The organism is Pseudomonas putida (genome assembly GCF_004357765.1).
GTDB classification, from domain to species: Bacteria; Pseudomonadota; Gammaproteobacteria; order Pseudomonadales; family Pseudomonadaceae; genus Aquipseudomonas; species Aquipseudomonas putida_U.
In genome coordinates this window covers 70,269-89,020 of sequence record NZ_SMTE01000002.1, presented here as the reverse complement: position 1 = coordinate 89,020, position 18,752 = coordinate 70,269, and the positions used below count along the sequence as shown (strand labels likewise).

Annotated in this window: 18 protein-coding genes; 6 read left to right on the top strand and 12 right to left on the bottom strand. The window is 64.6% G+C overall.

The window, feature by feature from the left end; translation table 11 throughout:
• Positions 1-61: 61 nt before the first annotated feature.
• The 8 genes from E2H86_RS02955 to cbiE form a co-directional block, all read right to left on the bottom strand.
• Positions 62-505 (bottom strand): DUF2946 domain-containing protein, encoded by a 444-nt coding sequence (locus tag E2H86_RS02955; RefSeq protein ID WP_133324563.1) that lies wholly within the window; start codon positions 503-505, stop codon positions 62-64.
• Positions 506-525: 20 nt separating this feature from the next.
• On the bottom strand, positions 526-1,011 hold the full coding sequence (locus E2H86_RS02950) for a copper chaperone PCu(A)C (protein WP_133324561.1): 486 nt from the start codon (positions 1,009-1,011) through the stop codon (positions 526-528).
• Positions 1,012-1,060: 49 nt separating this feature from the next.
• Positions 1,061-1,450, bottom strand: coding sequence for a DUF2946 domain-containing protein (locus tag E2H86_RS02945; RefSeq protein WP_133324559.1), 390 nt, complete (start codon positions 1,448-1,450; stop codon positions 1,061-1,063).
• A 101-nt stretch (positions 1,451-1,551) separates the two neighbouring features.
• Complete coding sequence (locus E2H86_RS02940; protein WP_133324557.1) at positions 1,552-2,406, bottom strand: SPFH domain-containing protein; 855 nt, start codon at positions 2,404-2,406, stop codon at positions 1,552-1,554.
• Between the two features lie 39 nt (positions 2,407-2,445).
• Entirely contained in the window at positions 2,446-2,883 is a 438-nt protein-coding gene (locus E2H86_RS02935; RefSeq protein WP_133324555.1) for an NfeD family protein, read from the bottom strand.
• Between the two features lie 113 nt (positions 2,884-2,996).
• Complete coding sequence (locus E2H86_RS02930; RefSeq protein WP_133324553.1) at positions 2,997-3,719, bottom strand: cobalt-precorrin-6A reductase; 723 nt, start codon at positions 3,717-3,719, stop codon at positions 2,997-2,999.
• The gene (locus E2H86_RS02925) at positions 3,716-4,810 is read right to left on the bottom strand and encodes a cobalt-precorrin-5B (C(1))-methyltransferase (protein ID WP_133324551.1); all 1,095 of its coding nucleotides are present in this window, start codon (positions 4,808-4,810) and stop codon (positions 3,716-3,718) included. Before E2H86_RS02925 ends, E2H86_RS02930 begins: the two co-directional genes overlap by 4 nt.
• A complete protein-coding gene (gene cbiE, locus E2H86_RS02920) occupies positions 4,803-6,014 on the bottom strand; it encodes a precorrin-6y C5,15-methyltransferase (decarboxylating) subunit CbiE (protein ID WP_133324549.1) in 1,212 nt (403 codons plus the stop codon). The genes E2H86_RS02925 and cbiE overlap by 8 nt, the downstream gene beginning before the upstream one ends.
• 144 nt (positions 6,015-6,158) lie before the next feature.
• Here cbiE and cobG point away from each other — a divergent pair, with 144 nt between their 5' ends.
• From cobG to E2H86_RS02890, 6 genes are all read left to right on the top strand, one after another.
• Positions 6,159-7,487, top strand: coding sequence for a precorrin-3B synthase (cobG, locus tag E2H86_RS02915; protein WP_133324547.1), 1,329 nt, complete (start codon positions 6,159-6,161; stop codon positions 7,485-7,487).
• Positions 7,480-8,106: a precorrin-8X methylmutase gene (locus E2H86_RS02910; RefSeq protein WP_133324545.1), complete on the top strand. Its 627-nt coding sequence runs from the start codon at positions 7,480-7,482 to the stop codon at positions 8,104-8,106. Before cobG ends, E2H86_RS02910 begins: the two co-directional genes overlap by 8 nt.
• Positions 8,106-8,837 (top strand): precorrin-2 C(20)-methyltransferase, encoded by a 732-nt coding sequence (locus E2H86_RS02905; protein WP_133325150.1) that lies wholly within the window; start codon positions 8,106-8,108, stop codon positions 8,835-8,837. The genes E2H86_RS02910 and E2H86_RS02905 overlap by 1 nt, the downstream gene beginning before the upstream one ends.
• Positions 8,825-10,528: a precorrin-3B C(17)-methyltransferase gene (gene cobJ / locus E2H86_RS02900; protein WP_133324542.1), complete on the top strand. Its 1,704-nt coding sequence runs from the start codon at positions 8,825-8,827 to the stop codon at positions 10,526-10,528. The genes E2H86_RS02905 and cobJ overlap by 13 nt, the downstream gene beginning before the upstream one ends.
• A gap of 116 nt (positions 10,529-10,644) precedes the next feature.
• A complete protein-coding gene (locus tag E2H86_RS02895) occupies positions 10,645-11,328 on the top strand; it encodes a hypothetical protein (RefSeq protein WP_133324540.1) in 684 nt (227 codons plus the stop codon).
• Positions 11,329-11,400: 72 nt separating this feature from the next.
• Positions 11,401-12,066 (top strand): hypothetical protein, encoded by a 666-nt coding sequence (locus E2H86_RS02890; RefSeq protein ID WP_133324538.1) that lies wholly within the window; start codon positions 11,401-11,403, stop codon positions 12,064-12,066.
• Here E2H86_RS02890 and E2H86_RS02885 read toward each other — a convergent pair.
• The 4 genes from E2H86_RS02885 to purH form a co-directional block, all read right to left on the bottom strand.
• Positions 12,051-12,644 carry a MarC family protein gene (locus tag E2H86_RS02885; RefSeq protein WP_165976030.1) on the bottom strand — a complete coding sequence of 198 codons (594 nt, stop codon included), beginning with the start codon at positions 12,642-12,644 and terminating at the stop codon, positions 12,051-12,053. The genes E2H86_RS02890 and E2H86_RS02885 overlap by 16 nt on opposite strands.
• An 82-nt stretch (positions 12,645-12,726) precedes the next feature.
• Positions 12,727-15,498 carry a hybrid sensor histidine kinase/response regulator gene (locus tag E2H86_RS02880; RefSeq protein ID WP_133324534.1) on the bottom strand — a complete coding sequence of 924 codons (2,772 nt, stop codon included), beginning with the start codon at positions 15,496-15,498 and terminating at the stop codon, positions 12,727-12,729.
• A gap of 135 nt (positions 15,499-15,633) precedes the next feature.
• Positions 15,634-16,929 (bottom strand): phosphoribosylamine--glycine ligase, encoded by a 1,296-nt coding sequence (gene purD / locus E2H86_RS02875; protein WP_133324532.1) that lies wholly within the window; start codon positions 16,927-16,929, stop codon positions 15,634-15,636.
• Positions 16,930-17,086: 157 nt separating this feature from the next.
• Entirely contained in the window at positions 17,087-18,694 is a 1,608-nt protein-coding gene (purH, locus tag E2H86_RS02870; RefSeq protein ID WP_133324530.1) for a bifunctional phosphoribosylaminoimidazolecarboxamide formyltransferase/IMP cyclohydrolase, read from the bottom strand.
• Between the last annotated feature and the right edge of the window lie 58 nt (positions 18,695-18,752).

Here is an 18,752-nt window from a genome sequence, read left to right as displayed (position 1 = left end):
TCCAGTCGATCAGTCGTGGTGGTGCGCGGAGCCAGTGGGCTCCGTGCGGCAAGTGGAGGGTTCAGACGACGATCGAAAGGGGCGGCGCGCGGCTGCGGGCGCCAGGGAACACGGCCTGCCGGGCATGGCCCTGGAGCGCTGGCGTGGGACGCAGGGCGCAGGGTTCGGTGCTACCCGCGCTGAGCGGGCTGAGGGTCTGGGGTAAAGCGGGGCAGTTGAACAGCAGGCTGCAATAACCGCACTTCTCCCACATCACATGCAACTGGCCATCGTTGCCGTGGCCATGATGGTGGTCCGCCGCGTGCTCGTGGGGCATGGCCATGCTGATCGGCATGCTCATGTCCATCGGCATGTTCATACCGGCGTGATGCTGCATCGGCATCGACTGGGAAACCAGCGGGCCGATGAAGATCATCCACATGGCGAACAGGCTCAGCCAGCTCCCCCTGGTGCGTGCGCGTTCAGGGCGAGTGGCGTGGCGTGAGCGCTGGCGTGGCAAGCTCATGGCTTATGCCTGTCAAAGGCTCAGTGGGCGTGCTCGTGCACCGCTGGCTGGTCGCCAGGCGGCTGTTTTTGCACGGCGACCTCGACGGTGATATCGCCGGCCTTTTCGAAATGCAGGGTCAGCGGAAAGCGTTTGCCCTCGCTGAGCAGGCTGCGGTCCTTGGGTTGCAGGAGCATCACGTGGTAGGCGCTGGGGGCGAAGGTCAGGTCCTTGCCGGCAGGCACCGTCACGTCGGCGACCTGGCGCATCTGCATCGCGCCGCTGGCGGCCTGGGCATGTTCGTGCAACTGGACGTCGTCGCTGATCGGGCTGTCGACCGACAGCAGTCGATCATCGGCCTTGCCGTTGTTGTGCACGATGAAGTACGCGGCGACATTGGGCGCGTTCGGTGGCAGTTGCAGCGACCATGGGTGGGCGATGTGCAGGTCGCCCACAGTGTATTCATGGGCATTGGCGTAGGCGCCAGGCAGCAGCAGGGCGGCCAGTACGAGAGCATGCTTGAGCATGGGGATGAATCTCCGTTGCGTTCGGTTTCAGGCGGTCAGCGCGATGAACTCAGGTCAGCGGAGAGGCACGGGGATTGAGCGCCGGCCATAGCTGGCGCGGCGTCGGTTGATGCTTGGCAAGTAGCGACAGGTGCCCGGCCAGCTGTGTGGGCGGGTTGTGCAGCTGCGGCGGGTAGCCCGGCAAGGCCAGCAATGGCGAACCGCCGGAACAGCACCAGCAATGCTGCATGTTCGAATGGTCGTCGCTTTGCGTACCGAGGTCGATCTTGGCCAGAGCCTGAACGTCGACCTTGGCCTTGCCGGCCACGCTGGAACAGAACGCCCCCCACAGCAGCTGCTCGGCCGGGCCCTTGGGCGCGGCAGTAGACAGCGGCATGGCCAGCAGGTTGAACAGCACTGCTAGGCAGGCTATCCAGGCGATGTGCCGACGTGGGGGCATGGAGAGATCCGGTCAGGAATCGTGGGCGGTATTGTAAGTCGGAGTATAGGTAAAAAGATCAGGTGCGGTGAAGTGACGCAGTCGGGCGGCTCACGCCAATGTCAGACCTTGCTGCGACCCATCAGCCCACGCACGGTCTCCTGCAGATCGGCCGGCAGCACCACCACCTTGGCGTTGTCGCTGCTGGCCAGGTTTTCCATGGCCCCGACATAGCGCTCGCCCAGCAGGTACATGGCAGGCACCGTCTCGTTACCCACGGCTTCCTTGACCAGGGAAATCGCCCGTGCCGAGGCCTCGGCCAGGTTGATCTGCGCTTCAGCGTCGAGCTTGGCCGATTGCAACCGCGCCTCGGCTTCGAGGATCGCGGCCTGCTTGGCGCCTTCGGCGCGGGTGACGTCGGCTTTTCGCTCGCGTTCGGCTGCTGCCTGGCGCTCCATGGCCGCCTGCATGTTCTGCGAAGGCTTGATGTCCTGGATTTCCACCGAGCGCACGGTCACCCCCCAGTCTTCGGTTTGCTCGGACATCGCCTCGCGCAGGCGCGCCTTGATTTGCTCGCGGCTGGACAGCGCTTCGTCGAGGTCCATGGCGCCGACGATGGCACGCAGCGAGGTCATGGTGAGGCTGGTGACGGCGAAGGAGAAATTTTGAACGCCGTAGGAGGCTTTCTGCGGATCGACGACCTTGGCGAAGCACAGGGCATTGGCGACGATCACCGCGTTGTCGCGGGTGATGATTTCCTGCTCCTGCACATCGAGAATGATGTCCTTGGTCGGCAGGCGGTAGGCAACTACGTCCATGTACGGGATGACGATGTTCAGGCCGGGCTTGAGGGTGCTGTGGTAGCGACCCAGGCGCTCGACGATCCACTCTTCGCCCTGGGGCACGATGCGTACACCCTTGAACACGGTGATCAGTACGAACAGGGCGAGAGCGCCGACGACGATGAGACTGGTCATGATGCTAAGTTCCTTTTAATGCGGGCGTTCGGGCGAGCGTCAGGCGCGAACGACCCGGGCGGTGTTGCCTTCGATGGCGACGAGACGCACGCGCTCGCCGGCGGGGATGTCGCTATCGGCGACGCAGGTCCACTCCTCGTTGCCGAGGATCGGTTTCTGGAAGCGAACCCGCCCTTTCTGGAACTGCGAGACGCTCGCGGTCAGCAGGCCGACCTCACCGATCACGCTGTCGGCGGTCCAGCGCACGTCCGGCGTCTTGCGGCGGAATACCTTGAACCAGAGGGCAGTGGTGGCCGAGGAGAACAGCACCCACATCAGGATCTGCATGTCCAGTTGCACGGCAGGGCTGGCCAGCGCGATGAGCGAGACCAGCACGGCACCGATACCGAACCAGATGATGAAGAATGTGGGCAGCACCAGTTCGAGCAGGATCAGACCGATGCCGAAGACCAGCCAGATCCACCATTGCATTTCCATATGAAGGACGCCTTCCGAGGAGGGGAGCACGAGTTTACCGCAAGACGGCGTCTCTCTAGCGCGCAGGGGCGTGGAATCGGCGCAAAAGCGTGAAGGAAATGTCGATTGGAGGCCTAAGTACTTTCCAGCGCCGCGACCAATTGCGCGGCCACCGCGAACGTCCGGTCCACTGTCGGCAGGGACGGGCGCTGGAGGATCAGCACCGGCACCCCGCGTTCGCGCGCCACGTCGAGCTTCGGCTCGGTGGCGACGCTGCCGCTGTTCTTGCTCACCAGTACATCGATAGCGCGGCGCTCGAACAATGCTCGCTCGTCTTCGAGGCGAAACGGCCCACGTGCCGCGATCACTTCGCAACGTGAATTACCGGCGCAGGCCTCCAAGGCCCGCAAGGTCCAGAATTGCCCGGAAGGGATCTCGTCCAGATGTTGCAGCGGCTCACGGCCAAGGGTGAACAACGGGCGCTTGAAGGGCCGGAGCGCCTCGACCAGCGCCGGCCAGTCCGCCACTTCGCGCCAGTCGTCGCCCGCTTGGCTCTGCCAGGCCGGGCGACGCAGGGCCCAGCAGGGAATACCGACGACAGCTGCGGCCTCGGCGGCGTTGCGGCTGATCTGCGCCGCGTAAGGGTGAGTGGCGTCGACCAGCAAGGTGATGCCAGCCTCGCGCAGATAGGTGGCCAGGCCGTCAGCGCCGCCGTAGCCTCCGACCCGTACCTGGCAGGCCAGGTCCTGCGGCACGCGACCGATGCCAGCCAGGCTGTAGACGTGCTCGGGACCCAGCTGGCGAGCGATGGCCAGGGCTTCGGTGATGCCGCCGAGCAGCAGGATTCGACGACTCATCGCACACCTGCCTTGCCGACGATGCCACCTTGTCGGTCGATGGCGAAGACTTCGACCTGGACTTGCGCCGGCACCACACTGCGGGCGAACGCAAGCGCGTGGGCGCACACCGCATCGCCCAGGGCGATACCGGCGGCATGGGCGTGGGCCAGGGCCTGCTGGCTGGTGTTGGCGGCGACGATGGCCGCCTGCAACTCGGCGTCGGCACCGATATCGGCGGCCCAGCCGGCCAGTTGCGGCAGGTCGATGCTCGAGTGGCGGCTGTGCAGGTCCATGTGCCCCGCGGCCAGCTTGCTGATCTTGCCGAAGCCTCCGCAGAGGCTCAGGCGCGCCACCGGTACCTTGCGCAGGTGCTTGAGTACCGCACCAACGAAATCGCCCATCTCGATCAAGGCGATTTCCGGTAGCCCATACACTCGGCGCATGCAGTCTTCGCTGGCATTGCCGGTGCACGCGGCGATGTGGCTGTAGCCGTTGGTGTGGGCGACGTCGATGCCCTGGTGGATCGAGGCGATGTACGCCGAGCAGGAGAATGGCCGGACGATGCCGCTGGTGCCGAGAATCGACAGGCCGCCGAGAATGCCCAGGCGTGGGTTCATGGTTTTCAAGGCCAACTGCTCGCCGTCTTGCACATTCACCGTGACCTCGAAACCGCCCACGTAGCTGCAGACCTCGGCCAGTTGTTGCAGATGTTCGCTGATCATGCGCCGGGGGACCGGGTTGATCGCCGGCTCGCCCACGGCGAGCACCAAGCCCGGGCGGGTAACGGTGCCGACCCCTGCGCCTGCGACGAAGCGGACGCCGGGCTCATCCAGCAGGCGCACCTGGCTGTAGAGCAGGGCGCCGTGGGTGACATCCGGATCGTCGCCGGCGTCCTTGAGCGTGCCGGCCTCGGCGCGCTCGCCATTGCGCCGGCAGAACTCCAGGCGCATCTGCACGATCTTGCCCTTGGGCAAGGTGATGTTCACCGCATCGGTACTCTGGCCGGTCAACAGCAAGTGCGCCGCCGCCAGACTGGTGGCGGTGGCGCAGCTACCGGTGGTCAGGCCGCTACGCAGCGGGGCGGGCTGTTCGTGGGTCTCTTCACGCATCGGCCGGCTTCACCACGTCCAGCAAGGTGATCGGCAACGCCTGGCGCCAAGTGTCGAAGGCACCCAGGGGCTGGGCGTGGGCAACGTGCAGGCGGGTCAGTTCGCCGCCATGCTGCTGGCGAAACTGCGCCAAGGCCATTTCGCTCTGCAGCGTGACCGCATTGGCCACCAGACGCCCACCGGGGCGCAGGCGCTCCCAGCACAGCGCCAGTACGCCGTCAGCGGTCACGCCGCCGCCGATGAAGATGGCATCGGGCTGCTCGAGGCCGGTCAAGGCTTGCGGAGCCTTGCCGCGCACTAGCTGCAGGCCGGGTACGCCAAGGGCGTCGCGGTTAAGCTCGATCAACCCCTGGCGGCCCTCGTCGGCTTCGATCGCCAGCGCGCGGCAGGCCGGGTGCGCACGCATCCATTCGATGCCAATCGAGCCACTACCCGCCCCCACGTCCCACAGCAACTGGCCGGGCTGTGGCGCCAGGCGGGCCAGGGTGATGGCGCGCACGTCGCGTTTGGTCAGTTGGCCGTCATGGCGGAACGCGTCATCAGGGAGGCCGGCGAGCCGCGACAACTGGGGTGCATCGGCGCCGGCCTGGCACTCGATGGCGACGATGTTGAGAGCGGCAACCTGCGGGTACGGCCAGTCGTCGGCAGTGCCCGACAGTTGCCGCTCGGCGTTACCGCCGAGGTGCTCCAGCACCTGCAGGCGACTAGGGCCAAAGCCACGTTCGCGCAGCAACGCGGCGATGGCGGCAGGGCTATCGCCATCGTTGCTCAGCACCAGCAGGCGCATGCCGCTGTAAAGGTGAGCGTTGAGCGCCGCCAGTGGCCGGGCGACCAGCGAGACCACCTGCACGTCCTGCAGCGCCCAGCCCAGGCGCGCGGCAGCCAGGGCGCAGGACGAAGGCATCGACAGGACCTGCATTTCCTCGGCGGCGACCTGGCGCGCCAGGCTGGCACCGACGCCGAAGAACATCGGGTCGCCGCTGGCCAGCACGCACACCGGCTCGCCGCGCAGCGCCAGCACCGGGGCGAGGGAGAATGGCGTCGGCCAGTCCAGGCGTTGTGCGCCCACGCAGCGCGGCAGCAGTGCCAGTTGCCGTGGGCTGCCGACGATCCGCGAGGCGCCCAGCAGGGCGCGCCGGGCCTGTTTGCCGAGGCCACTGAAACCGTCTTCGCCGATGCCTACTACTGTCAGCCAGGGTGCCATGGGTATTTTCCGTTATTGCTTTGGGCCGTGCCGCGCCCAGAATTTTTCGCACGATCGCGACGATGCTCGACCACCGGCTTTTCATGCCACAGGCCAAAGCAGGCATAATACCGCGCCTTCTACACTCAAGCGCATTTTCAGCGATTGCCGGACGCCCCTTTGAAGCAGGTTCATACCCCTACCGTTTCGCCTCGTCCCTCGGCCTGCCCGGGGTTGTGGCGCATCGTCGCGGCGCGCGACGGCGGGATCTGCCGCATCAAACTGCCTGGCGGCCTGCTGCTGGTCGAGCAGGCCGATGTGCTGGCGAGAGCGGCCGAGCACTTCGCCGGTGGTGTGATCGAGGCGACCAATCGCGGCAACCTGCAAATTCGTGGCATCGGTGCCGACCACGATGGTTTGATCGAAAGCCTCCTGGGCGCCGACCTTGGCCCGCGCGAGGCGGCCAGCGATGACGTGCGCAACCTCATGCTCAGCCCCTTGGCCGGGCTCGACCCTATGATGCTGACGGATGTGCGGCCGTTGGCCGGGCAAATCCTCGACCTGCTTCAGGGCACCCCGCGTTTCCATGAGCTGTCGGCCAAGTTCGCCATCCAGCTCGATGGCGGTGAAGGCCTGGCAATGCTTGAGCACCCCCACGACCTATGGCTTTCGGTGCTGGGCCTGGAGCAGCGAACCTGGCTGGCTTTCGGCCTGGCCGGATGCCCCAGCGACGCGCCGCTCGGTGCGGTGCCGCTGGAGCAAGGCCTGGCCCTGGTGCGGGCTGTGCTGGAGCGCTTCCTCGACCTGGCCACTCCCCAGCAGGGGCGCATGCGTCAGCTACTCGAACAGATTCCGACGCAGGCCTTCGTCGATGGGTTGGGGCTGGCTATCCGACGCGATGCCGCCGTACTCCGGTGGCGGCGTGCGACCACTTGCACTGCGTGGCTGGGAACGGTGGTACAACAGCAGGGCCTGGCCCTGGGCGTCGCGCCGCCGCTGGGTCGGTTGACACCTGCCATGCTGCGCGGCGCAGCGCGCATCGCCCGGCAGTGGGGCGATGGCAGCTTGCGGATCAGCCCCTGGCAAAGCCTGCTATTGCCCAACCTGCTGCCAGCGCGCCTCGACCAGGCCCGGTCCGAGCTTGCCGGCCTCGGACTGCTGTGCCACATCCATGAGCCCTTGGCCCGTATGGTCGCCTGCACCGGCAGCCCCGGCTGCGCCAAGGCCAATGCCGAAACCAAGACCGACGCCGTTGCCCTCGCCGCCTTGCTGCATCGCGGCGGGCCAGCCAGCGTGCACTTGTCCGGTTGCGCCCGGTCTTGCGCCTTGGCCCATGTCGCTCCGGTCACCTTGCTGGCCCGTGCACCCGGGCGCTACGACCTCTATCAGCGTGACGCGCACCTGCCGGGCCTGGGTGCCCTGCGCGGCACCGACCTCACCTTGAACGAGGCAGGCGCAATGCTCGACCTGCCGACGGAGCACCTTGATGATTGACTACATCCGCGATGGTCAGGAGATCTATCGCAATTCCTTCCGGATCATCCGCGAGGAAGCCCGACTCGAGCGGATCCCCGCAGATCTCGAGAAGCTCGCCGTGCGGGTTATCCATGCCTGCGGCATGGTCGAGGCCATCGATGGCCTGCAGTTCTCCGAAGGCGCCGGCCGTGCCGGTCGTGAAGCCCTGGCCAAGGGCGCGCCGATTCTCTGCGACGCGCACATGGTCGCCGAAGGCATCACCCGTGCGCGCCTGCCGGCGGACAACCCGGTGATCTGCACCCTGCGCGACCCAAGCGTGCCAGGCATGGCCAAGGAGGCCGGCAACACCCGCTCGGCCCTGGCGCTGGAGCTCTGGCGTCCGCACCTCGAAGGCAGCGTGGTGGTCATCGGCAATGCGCCGACTGCGTTGTTCTACCTGCTCGAGATGCTCGACGCCGGCGCGCCGAAGCCCGCACTGATTCTTGGCTTCCCGGTAGGCTTCGTGGGAGCCGCAGAATCCAAGGCGATGCTCGCTGCCGACAGCCGAGGCGTGCCGTTCGTGATCATGCAGGGCCGCCTCGGCGGCAGCGCGATGGCCGCTGCGGCGGTCAATGCCCTGGCGACGGAGGTCGAATGATGGCGCCGCGTGGACAACTGCTCGGCCTGGGCGTCGGCCCGGGCGATCCAGAGCTGATTACGGTCAAGGCCCTGCGCCTGCTGCGCGAAGCGCCGGTGGTGGCGTATTTCGTGGCCAAGGGCAAGCGCGGCAATGCCTTCGGAATCATCGAGGCGCACCTGCAGGCCGAGCAGACCCTGCTGCCGCTGGTGTATCCGGTGACCACCGAGGTGCTCCCGGCACCCTTGTCCTACGAGCAGGTGATCAGCGATTTCTATGACGAGGCCAGCGTGCAGGTGGCCGAACACCTGGATGCCGGGCGCGATGTGGCGGTGATCTGCGAAGGCGATCCGTTCTTCTATGGCTCCTACATGTACCTGCACGACCGCCTGGCGCAGCGCTACGAGGCCCAGGTGATCCCCGGCGTCTGCTCGATGCTCGGTGGCGCTTCGGTGCTCGGCGCGCCATTGGTCTACCGCAACCAGAGCCTGTCGGTGCTTTCGGGCGTGTTGCCGGCCGAGGAACTCAAGCGGCGGCTGGCCGATGCCGATGCCGCAGTGATCATGAAGCTGGGCCGAAACTTCCCCAAGGTGCGCCAGGTGCTCGCCGAGCTGGGCTTGGACAAGCGCGCCCTGTATGTGGAGCGGGCGACCATGGCCAATCAGAAGATCGTGCCCCTGGACGACGTCGACCCACAGTCGTCGCCGTACTTCTCGCTGATCATCGTGCCAGGTGAAAAATGGCAGGGATGATCATGCAGGCACCGGCTATCGTCATCCTCGGCCAGGGCAGCCTGGAAACCGCACGGCGTATTCAACAGCGCTACCCCGAGGCTTCGATCCATGGCCTCAAAGGTCGGGTCGAAGGCGCCGACCAGGACTACAGCTCGTTCGGCGAAACCTTGCGTGCGCTGTATCGGCAGGCCACGCCGATCATCGCTCTGTGCGCGGCGGGTATCGTCATTCGCAGCCTGGCCAGCCTGCTCGACGAAAAAGGCGCAGAGCCGCCGGTGCTGGCTGTGGCCGAGGACGGCAGCGCGGTGGTGCCGTTGCTCGGTGGCCTAGCAGGGGTAAACCCCATGGCCCGGGCGATCGGCGAAACCTTGGGTGTGGCTGCGGCCATCACCACCAGCGGCGAACTGCGCTTCGGCACTTGCCTGCTGAACCCGCCGGAGGGGTATGCCCTGGCCGACCTCGAGCAGGGCAAGCGCTTCGTCTCCGACTTGCTGGCCGGTGAGTCGGTACGCATCGAAGGCGATGCACCCTGGTTGCAGCAGGCGAACCTGCCGGCCAGCGATTCGGCCCAGCGCACCATCCATGTGGGGTGCGCGGCGCGGCCGGCCAGCCGCGACGAGTTGCTGATCCATGCCCGTGCCGTGGTCGTGGCAGTGGATCCGGGCACCCCGGAGCTTGCCGACAGCGTGCGCCGGGCCTTGCACGAAGCGGGTATCGCCCAGGGCTCGCTGGCTTGCCTGCTGGCCGCCGAGCAGACCATGGCCGAACCAGCGCTGCATGATGCGGCGCAGGCATTGGGGGTCGCGCTACGCTTTGCACCCGCAGGCAGCGGGCTCGCTGACATGGCGGGCAAGGCCCTGCCGCAGGCGCGCCTGCATGAACAGGACAGCTGCGTGATCGCCGTCGCACCGGGACCGGTCGAGGTCGAGCAGGTCGGCCAGCGCCGCGGTCGTCTGGCGGTGATCGGCTTAGGCCCTGGCGCTGCCGAGCTGATGGTGCCGGCGGTCAAGGCCGAGCTTGCGCAAGCCCAGGACATCCTCGGCTACGAAACCTACGTGCGCATGGCGGGGCCGTTTCGCGACGATCAGGTCCAGCACTGCACCGACAACCGCGAAGAGATGCAGCGCGCCCGCCACGCATTCGAGTTGGCCGCCCAAGGTCGCTCGGTGGTGGTGGTGTCCTCAGGCGACCCCGGTGTGTTCGCCATGGCCTCGGCCGTACTCGAGGCCTTGCACGGCTCCAGCGACCAGGCCTGGCACCGCGTCGAACTGGAGATCCTGCCGGGAGTCTCCGCCTCGCTGGCCACCGCGGCCCAGGCCGGTGCACCGCTGGGCCATGACTTCTGCGTGATGTCGCTGTCGGACAACCTCAAGCCTTGGGCGGTCATCGAACAGCGGCTGGACCTGGCTGCCCAAGCGGACCTGGTGCTGGCCTTCTACAACCCGATCTCACGCTCACGGCCTTGGCAGTTGGGCGTGGCGCTGGACATCGTCCGTCGACATCGAGATGGGCAGACGCCTGTAGTCCTTGGTCGAGATATCGGTAGGCCAGGACAGACGCTGAAAGTAGTCTCGCTGGCCGAGTTGCAGCCAGAAATGGTCGATATGCGCACGATGGTTTTACTCGGTTCGTCCACTACCTGCACCTTTGACCGCGCCGATGGCGGTCTGTGGGTGTATACACCACGCTGGTATGGTGCAAAGCCATGACCGGGCGAGCCGATGCTACGGAATTGTTTCTCTGAAGCTACGGTGATGCGTGATCCGTAGGGTTATCGGCGGGGCGATCAAGCGCCCCTCCGATAATTTTCCAAGGAAATCACGTCATGAGTGCCCAGGAATCAAATCTGAAGGTCCAAGTACTAAGCGATCTCAATCTGCACGTCTTCAGCGACACGCTGAGTGAAGACATCCAAGAAGCGAGCCGGTCGAGCCACGCTCTTGCCGTCAAAGCGGCCAGTGACAGTTACCACCCTTACGAGCAGAACCACGAATGGTTCCAGCGCTACGTCGATGTCATGGGCGCCTTGGGCTGGGTTGCGGTCAAGACCGATGTGAGAAACGTGACCGAGACTGGGTTGCGCTTGGAGCTTGGCGATCTGTTCGCCAAAGGCTTGGAGGCGGGTGCAGAAATAGTCAGCGGCAATGTCAGGAAAGGCTTCCAGGACTTGGGCCTGGCAATTGTCGAGGCGCTCAGCAAACCCGAAAACTACCCGCTGCTGGATGTCCGCACCCGCGAGGATGATCGCAAGGTCATCAGCCTGGCCAAATGTGAGCAATCGGCGGGCGGGCAGGTGACGATGCTGGTGTCTGCAGTGATCGATGACCAGCTTCCCCAAAGAAATGGCAAAACCTTGTTCGTCAACTGGAAGCGTGAGGGTGGTGCTATCTATGCCTGCGGAGCCGGGTTCAGTTTCAGCCGTCGTACCTATGCAAGGGCCGAAGGCGCGATCGAAGCGCGTATTCATGCCAATGCGCTGAAAATTCTGGCTGACATTCCTCTGGCCTGAATACCGGGCAGGGTGGTGGTGGCTCGGGCTCCGCTGCTCTGCTCAAACACGCACTCAACGAGGTAGTCGAAAATGGCTGAATCCAAACGTGGGGCGGCTCTGGGCAAGGTCGTCGAAAGCAGTATCGTGCCTTTCTCCACCGATGTGGGGGCGCAGGCGCGTGAGGACATTCTGGAGGTCGTACGGTTTGCCCATGCCACAGCGACTGATGAACGCAATCAAGGCTTGAATTTGCAGTGGTTCACCAACTTTCGCCGCAAGTTGGCTTTTCTTGGCTGGGACGCAACGCCACCGCCGATCGTAACGAACACTGGCGCAGACCGCGAAACCACACTCAAGTCGGCGCTGGAGCAAATTGGCGTAACGGGCTCCTCGGAGCATACGGATTCGACAGGCCGGATCGTGTGGTCATTGCAGTTCCAGCGCGAGGCCTTGCTTGGCCTTTCCAACAAGATGAGGGAGGAGAACGGGGTCAAGTTGCAGTTGATGCCCTGTGTGCGGCGCGCCGGTGATCACTACGATATGGTGTTGCTGCACCTGGAACTGCTTTCGCTGGAAACCACCAAGACGATGTCCTTCTTGAAAGGTGAGCTCAAGTTGCCGCTGCGGGCGATGAGCGCCGAGCTCATACGCTTCAATCTGCGCTTGTTCCGTAACCACTACAAAGACAAGGTGCAGGCGCGAGTGAATGCCCGTAACGATCAACTAGTGCTCGATATCCCCTACGCTGACAGGTAGCCCTTGATACCGGTGAAGATGATCTGCGCCGCCAGGGCACAGACGAATAGCCCCATCAGTCGACTGACGATCTGCAGGCCCTGCTCGCCGAGAATCCGTTCGATGCGGTGGGATAGATACAGCACCAGGCCCACCGTGAAACTGGCCAGCGCGATACTGACGATGGCCAGTAGTTTTTCGTCCCAATGCGGTTGGCTCACGCCCATCACCAGCAAGGCGCCAATGGTGCCCGGACCGACGGTGAGCGGGATAGTCAGCGGTACGATGGTCACGTCTTGCTGCACGTTGTCGGCCTGCACCGACGATTTGCCCTGGGCCATGCCCAGGGCCGAGATGAACAGCACGCTGCCGGCACCGATGCGGAAGGCGTCGGCGGTAATGCCGAAGACCCCGAAGATCAGGCGCCCGAACAGATACAGCAACACGCTGGCGATGAACGCGGCGAAAGCGACGCGCCAGGCCAGTTGCTTGCGCTCCTTGCTGGAGTGACCGCGGGTCAGGCCGATGAAGCACGACAGCACGAAGAACGGGCTGTAGAGCACGAGCATCTTCAGGTAGACGCTGGACAGATCGTGCAGCATGGGGCGGTCGTCCATGGCAGGAAAGGGGAGCGCAAGTGTATCAGCAGCGTGGGGGTGCCTTCAGTAGCCTTGCCGCACTTCAAGAGGTATGCGCCGGGTCCGCTTTGGCTTCGCGCTTGTTGGCCCAGAACTGCACCAACTCACGCAGTTGCGACAATTCCACCGGCTTGGCCATATGCCCGTCCATGCCGGCAATGCGCGCGCGCTCCTTGTGCTCGGCCAGTATGTGGGCGGTCAATGCCACCACCGGCGTGCGTTGGCGTTGGGTTGCCGTTTCCCAGGCACGTAATTGCTCGGTGGCCGAGAAGCCATCGAGGATTGGCATCTCGCAGTCCATCAGCACCAGGTCATAACGCTGGGCTTTCATGGCCTGCAGCGCCTCTTCGCCATTGCTGGCGGTGTCTGGCTCGAGGTTGAGCTTGCCCAACATGCCACGGATCACCTTGGTGGAAATGCTGTTGTCCTCTGCCACCAGGACGCGGAAGTCGTTCGGCAGATCGGTCGCTACGGCGGTGCCTGCTGGGGCGGGCGGCGGGCCTTGCTCGCGGCCGCGCTGGGCCAGCTCCTCGGCCAGGGTGGTCTTGAGGGTATAACCGGCCACCGGTTTCGCCAGGATCCGCTTGACCCCGGCATTGCGCGCGATGATCTTGCTCGGCGCGTTGCTGATACCGGTGAGCATGACCACGAGGATGTCATGGTTCAGGCTCGGGTCTTCCTTGATCTTCGCCGCCAGTTGCATACCGGTCATGCCGGGCATGTTCTGATCCAGCAGCACCACGTCGAAATAGTCGCGCAAATGCGCCTTGGTACGCAGCAGGGCCAGCGCTTCCTTGCCCGAGGGTACTGCGCTGACGTTCATGCCCCAGGCGCTGCACTGTTGTACCAGGACCTTGCGGCAGGTGTCGTTGTCGTCCACCACCAGCACCCGGGCATCGCGCAATGGCACGTCGAGGTCGGTGGGCGGTTGCTCGAGGCGCGAAGGGTCGAGCGGCAGGGTCAGCCAGAGGGTGTTGCCCATGCTGGTACTGCTCTTGATGCCGAATTCACCTTGCATCAGGCCGATCAGTTGCTTGGCGATGACCAGGCCGAGATGGCCGCCGAGCTTGTTGCTGGAAAGGAACTGGTGGCTGTGCAGCTCGGCCTGCAGCAGTGCATCGCGCTCGGCCACCGGCAATGGCGCGCCGCTGTCCTGCACGGCGATGCGCAGCCGGGGTGTTTCGCCTCGTTGATCGAGGGCCACTACCAGCAGGATTTCGCCTTGATCGGTGTTTTTCAAAGCGTTGTCCAGCAGGCTCGATACCGCCTGGCGCAGGCGTGTCGGGTCGCCACTGATGACGCGTGGCACCTGGGGCTGGGTGAAGCTGATCAGCTCGATGTTCTGTTGTTCGGCCTTGGCGCGGAAGATGTTCAGGCAATCCTCGATCAGCGCGTTGAGGTCGAACTGCACGTCATCGAGCTCGATCTGCCGCGATTCGAGCTTGGAAATGTCGAGGATCTCGTTGATCAGAGTCAGCAGCTCGTTGCCGGCGCTGTGGATGGTCTGTACGTAGTCGCGTTGCTTGACCGACAGGGGCGTACCCAGCAACAGCTCGGTCATGCCCAGCACACCGTTCATCGGGGTGCGGATCTCGTGGCTGATCTTGGCCAGGAACTCGGCCTTGGCGTTGATCTCGGCGTCGCTGGCGGCCAGCGCGCGGCTAAGGCTGTAGCGCTCTTCGCTGAGCCGACGCAGGTGTTCGCTGACCGCCAGATTGAGCAGCAGGCCGCTGGCCACCGTCAGGCCGAGCAGAATGCACAGAAGCCAGGGCGTGGTGGTGCGGGTCAACCCCAAGAGCGCCGGCAGCAGCACCAGTCCACCCAGGTTGAAGACCACCATGGCCAGGCTGAACAGGCGTGCCGGTGCATACCCGCGATACCAGTGATAGCTGCTGACCACCAGCATGGTGACACTGCCCAAGGCAAGCAGGGCGTAGGTCATCAGGTTGAGTGGCAGGGTATCGACGAACAGCAGAATCAGGCCGCTGACGCCCACTACCAGCATCTCGCCCTGCAGCAGTCGGTTGAGCTTGGGCGAATTGCACGCTTGGAAGAAATTCTGGGTGAAGTACAGGCCGGCCAGGCCTGCCAGAACCAGGGTCAGGTAGGCTGCCGGGGTTTGCGCGGCATGCCAGAGGTGCCACCAGGGGCCACTGAGATTGAGCAGGATCAGCCCGCTGAGCAGCATCAGACCGTGATACAGCGCCAAGTATAGCGAAGCCCCGGAGCGGGTGTAGAGGAAGCGGATCAGGTTATGCAGAATCAGCATCACCAGGCCGCCAAGAAGCATTCCGAACAGCAACTCCCGGCCATGGTCGGATGCCGCGTCTGCAGCCGGTTCCAGGCTGATGGCCGGACGCAGTTGATGTTCCGAGACCAGGCGCAGGTAGACATCCACTGGTCGGCCGCTCAGGGGTAGTGGCAGGATGTGGTCGCTGCCGCGTAGGGTCGGGCTTTCGGTGTTGGCCTGGCGACCATGGTGTAGCTGGCGCAGCAGTTTGTCGCCGTCCAGGGCGTAAAGGTCCAGGCGCGACAGATCGGGGGCGAACACCCGCAGCAGTTGCTCCTGTTCGCCCGGCTCAAGGCGGTAGTGCAGCCATAGGGCCTGATCGGGGAGGGCGGCATCCAGCGCGTTGAGGGTCAACGGGCTGAACTGGTTGCGATAGCGCTCCGAGCGCACGTCGCTCAATTGCAGGTTGGCCTGTTCATCGAGCAGCACGGACCAGCCTCCGCTGTGGTCGGCCGATGCCGGAGGCACGCAGAGCAGGGTCAGCAAGCTGACGATCAGGGCTATGGCAATCCGAAGCCGACGCACGACGAGATCCCTTCTAGGCTGATGTGCCGGGTACCTACTATGCGCGGGGCTGCAAGTCGAAGGCAAGGCCCCGGCCAGGCCCTGTCGACCCGTCGAATCCCGCGTCGCCAGGGCGACGCGGCGATCCGCCGGCGTTTACTGCTGGTGCTCGCCACGCTCACGGGCGATCGCCCGGTAGCCGATGTCGGTCCGATAGAAGCTGCCGTCCCACTTGACCTGTTCGGCCAGGCGGTAGGCCTGCTGCTGCGCAGCTTCAACGGTGTCGCCCAGGGCGGTGGCGCACAGCACGCGACCACCGGCGGTGACCACCTGGTCGTCCTTCAGCGCGGTACCGGCATGGAACACCTTGCCTTCGAGCTTGGCGGCGGCGTCCAGGCCCTGGATCGCAGCACCCTTGGCGTAGTCGCCAGGGTAGCCACCGGCAGCCAGTACCACGCCCAGGCTCGGGCGCGGGTCCCATTGTGCCTCGACCTTGTCCAGGGCTTTGGCGAACGCGGCCTCGACCAGCAGCACCAGGCTCGACTCCAGGCGCAGCATGACCGGCTGGGTTTCCGGATCGCCGAAGCGGCAGTTGAACTCGATGACCTTGGGGTTGCCCTCCTTGTCGATCATCAGGCCGGCATACAGGAAACCGGTGTAGACGTTGCCTTCTTCGGCCATGCCGCGCACGGTCGGCCAGATCACCTGGTCCATCACCCGCTGGTGCACTTCGGCGGTGACCACCGGCGCTGGGGAATAGGCGCCCATGCCACCGGTGTTCGGGCCGGTGTCCTTGTCGCCAACACGCTTGTGGTCCTGGCTGGTGGCCATCGGCAGCACGTTGTGGCCATCGACCATGACAATGAAGCTGGCTTCCTCGCCGTCGAGGAACTCCTCGATCACCACCCGCGAACCGGCGTCGCCGAAGGCATTGCCGGCGAGCATGTCACGCACGGCGGCCTCGGCTTCCTCGAGGGTCATGGCGACGATCACGCCCTTGCCCGCAGCCAGGCCATCGGCCTTGATCACGATCGGGGCGCCTTTCTCGCGCAGGTAGGCCAGCGCCGGCTCGATCTCGGTGAAGTTCTGGTAGTCGGCGGTCGGGATCTTGTGACGTGCCAGGAAATCCTTGGTGAAGGCCTTGGAGCCTTCCAGCTGGGCCGCACCTTTGGTCGGACCGAAGCAGTCCAGCCCGCGGCTGCGGAACAGGTCCACCACGCCGATGACCAGGGGGGCTTCCGGGCCAACGATGGTCAGGTCAACGTTCTTTTCGGCGAAGTCGGCCAGTTGCTCCAGGGCGCAGACGTCGATGGCGACGTTCTCGCACTTGGCTTCGATGGCGGTGCCGGCGTTGCCTGGGGCAACGAAGACCTTCTCGACCCGTGGATCCTGGGCGACTTTCCAGGCCAGGGCGTGCTCACGACCGCCGCTGCCGATGATCAAAACTTTCATTACAGACTCCTTCGGAGAAGCTGCAAGCTACAAGCTGCAAGAAAAAGCGCTTTGCGTTTCTGCCGATGCCTGAAGCTTCAGGATTCATGGGGCTGTCACAGCAAGCAAGTGCACTGGGCTCCTGCTTGCCGCTTGCAGCTTGAAACTTGCCGCTGTTTCAGTGGCGGAAGTGGCGCATGCCGGTGAATACCATGGCGATCCCGGCTTCGTCGGCAGCTGCGATGACTTCTGCATCACGCATCGAACCACCCGGCTGGATCACGGCGCTGATACCCACTTTAGCCGCGTTGTCGATGCCGTCACGGAACGGGAAGAACGCGTCCGAGGCCATGACCGCACCTTGTACCTGCAGGCCGGCGTGCTCGGCCTTGATGGCGGCGATGCGCGCGGAGTTGACGCGGCTCATCTGGCCGGCGCCGACACCGATGGTCTGGCGCTGTTTGGCGTAGACGATGGCATTGGATTTGACGAATTTGGCCACTTTCCAGGCGAATACCAGATCGTGGATCTCTTGCTCGGTCGGAGCACGCTTGGTAACGATCTTCAGGTCATCGGCGGTGATCATGCCGATATCGCGGCTTTGCACCAGCAAGCCACCGTTGACGCGCTTGAAGTCCCAACCGGCGGCCCGCTCGGCTGGCCATTCGCCGCATTCCAGCAGGCGCACGTTCTGCTTGGCGGCAACCACGTCACGGGCAGCCTGGGAGATTTTCGGCGCGATGATCACTTCGACGAACTGGCGATCGACGATGGCCTTGGCGGTTTCGCCGTCCAGTTCGCGGTTGAAGGCGATGATACCGCCGAACGCCGACTCGGTGTCGGTGGCATAGGCCAGGTCGTAGGCCTTGCGGATGCCGCCCTCGTCCTCAGGCACCACAGCCACGCCGCATGGGTTGGCGTGCTTGACGATGACGCAGGCTGGCTTGACGAAGCTCTTCACGCACTCCAGCGCGGCGTCGGTGTCGGCCACGTTATTGAACGACAGTTCCTTGCCCTGCAGCTGGATGGCGGTGGAAACGCTGGCTTCGCCTTTCTTGGCTTCGACGTAGAACGCCGCGCTCTGGTGCGGGTTCTCGCCGTAGCGCATTTCCTGGGCCTTGACGAACTGGCTGTTGAAGGTACGCGGGAACTCGCTGCGCGCTTCGGTGGACAGGGTGTCCTTGGCCTGATCGATGGTGCCCATGTAGTTGGCGATCATGCCGTCGTAGGCTGCGGTGTGCTCGAACGCCTTGAGCATCAGGTCGAAGCGCTGGGCGTAGGTCAGGCCGCCGGCCTTGAGGCCTTCGAGGACGCTGGCGTAGTCGTTGGCGTTGACCACGATGGCCACGTCTTTGTGGTTCTTGGCTGCCGAACGGACCATGGTCGGGCCGCCGATGTCGATGTTCTCGATGGCAGTCGGCAGGTCACAGCCTGGCTTGGAGATGGTGGCTTCGAAGGGGTACAGGTTGACGGCGACCAGATCGATCGGCTTGATGCCGTGCTCGTTCATGATGGCATCGTCGGTGCCGCGACGGCCAAGGATACCGCCGTGGATCTTCGGGTGCAGGGTCTTGACCCGGCCGTCCATCATTTCGGCGAAGCCGGTGTAATCGGCCACTTCCACCGCGTTCACGCCATTGTCCTTGAGCAGCTTGTAGGTGCCGCCGGTGGACAGGATCTCGACACCGAGCTGTTGCAGCTCACGAGCGAATTCGAGGATACCGGTCTTGTCGGAGACGCTGATCAGGGCGCGGCGGACTGGCAGGCGGGTAGTCTGGTCGGTCATTTCGGATTCCAATAACGCGGTGGAGTCAGCAAAAAAGGCGTCTCCGTGCAAGGAGCCG

Coding starts and splice junctions, on each gene's coding strand:
- E2H86_RS02890 (WP_133324538.1), top strand. CDS start 11,401: ATGGCTGAATCCAAACGTGGGGCGGCTCTGGGCAAGGTCGTCGAAAGC.
- E2H86_RS02930 (WP_133324553.1), bottom strand. CDS start 3,719: ATGAGTCGTCGAATCCTGCTGCTCGGCGGCATCACCGAAGCCCTGGCC.
- cobJ (WP_133324542.1), top strand. CDS start 8,825: ATGGCAGGGATGATCATGCAGGCACCGGCTATCGTCATCCTCGGCCAG.
- E2H86_RS02955 (WP_133324563.1), bottom strand. CDS start 505: ATGAGCTTGCCACGCCAGCGCTCACGCCACGCCACTCGCCCTGAACGC.
- cbiE (WP_133324549.1), bottom strand. CDS start 6,014: ATGGCACCCTGGCTGACAGTAGTAGGCATCGGCGAAGACGGTTTCAGT.
- E2H86_RS02940 (WP_133324557.1), bottom strand. CDS start 2,406: ATGACCAGTCTCATCGTCGTCGGCGCTCTCGCCCTGTTCGTACTGATC.
- purD (WP_133324532.1), bottom strand. CDS start 16,929: ATGAAAGTTTTGATCATCGGCAGCGGCGGTCGTGAGCACGCCCTGGCC.
- E2H86_RS02945 (WP_133324559.1), bottom strand. CDS start 1,450: ATGCCCCCACGTCGGCACATCGCCTGGATAGCCTGCCTAGCAGTGCTG.
- E2H86_RS02950 (WP_133324561.1), bottom strand. CDS start 1,011: ATGCTCAAGCATGCTCTCGTACTGGCCGCCCTGCTGCTGCCTGGCGCC.
- purH (WP_133324530.1), bottom strand. CDS start 18,694: ATGACCGACCAGACTACCCGCCTGCCAGTCCGCCGCGCCCTGATCAGC.
- E2H86_RS02925 (WP_133324551.1), bottom strand. CDS start 4,810: ATGCGTGAAGAGACCCACGAACAGCCCGCCCCGCTGCGTAGCGGCCTG.
- E2H86_RS02910 (WP_133324545.1), top strand. CDS start 7,480: ATGATTGACTACATCCGCGATGGTCAGGAGATCTATCGCAATTCCTTC.
- E2H86_RS02905 (WP_133325150.1), top strand. CDS start 8,106: ATGGCGCCGCGTGGACAACTGCTCGGCCTGGGCGTCGGCCCGGGCGAT.
- E2H86_RS02895 (WP_133324540.1), top strand. CDS start 10,645: ATGAGTGCCCAGGAATCAAATCTGAAGGTCCAAGTACTAAGCGATCTC.
- E2H86_RS02935 (WP_133324555.1), bottom strand. CDS start 2,883: ATGGAAATGCAATGGTGGATCTGGCTGGTCTTCGGCATCGGTCTGATC.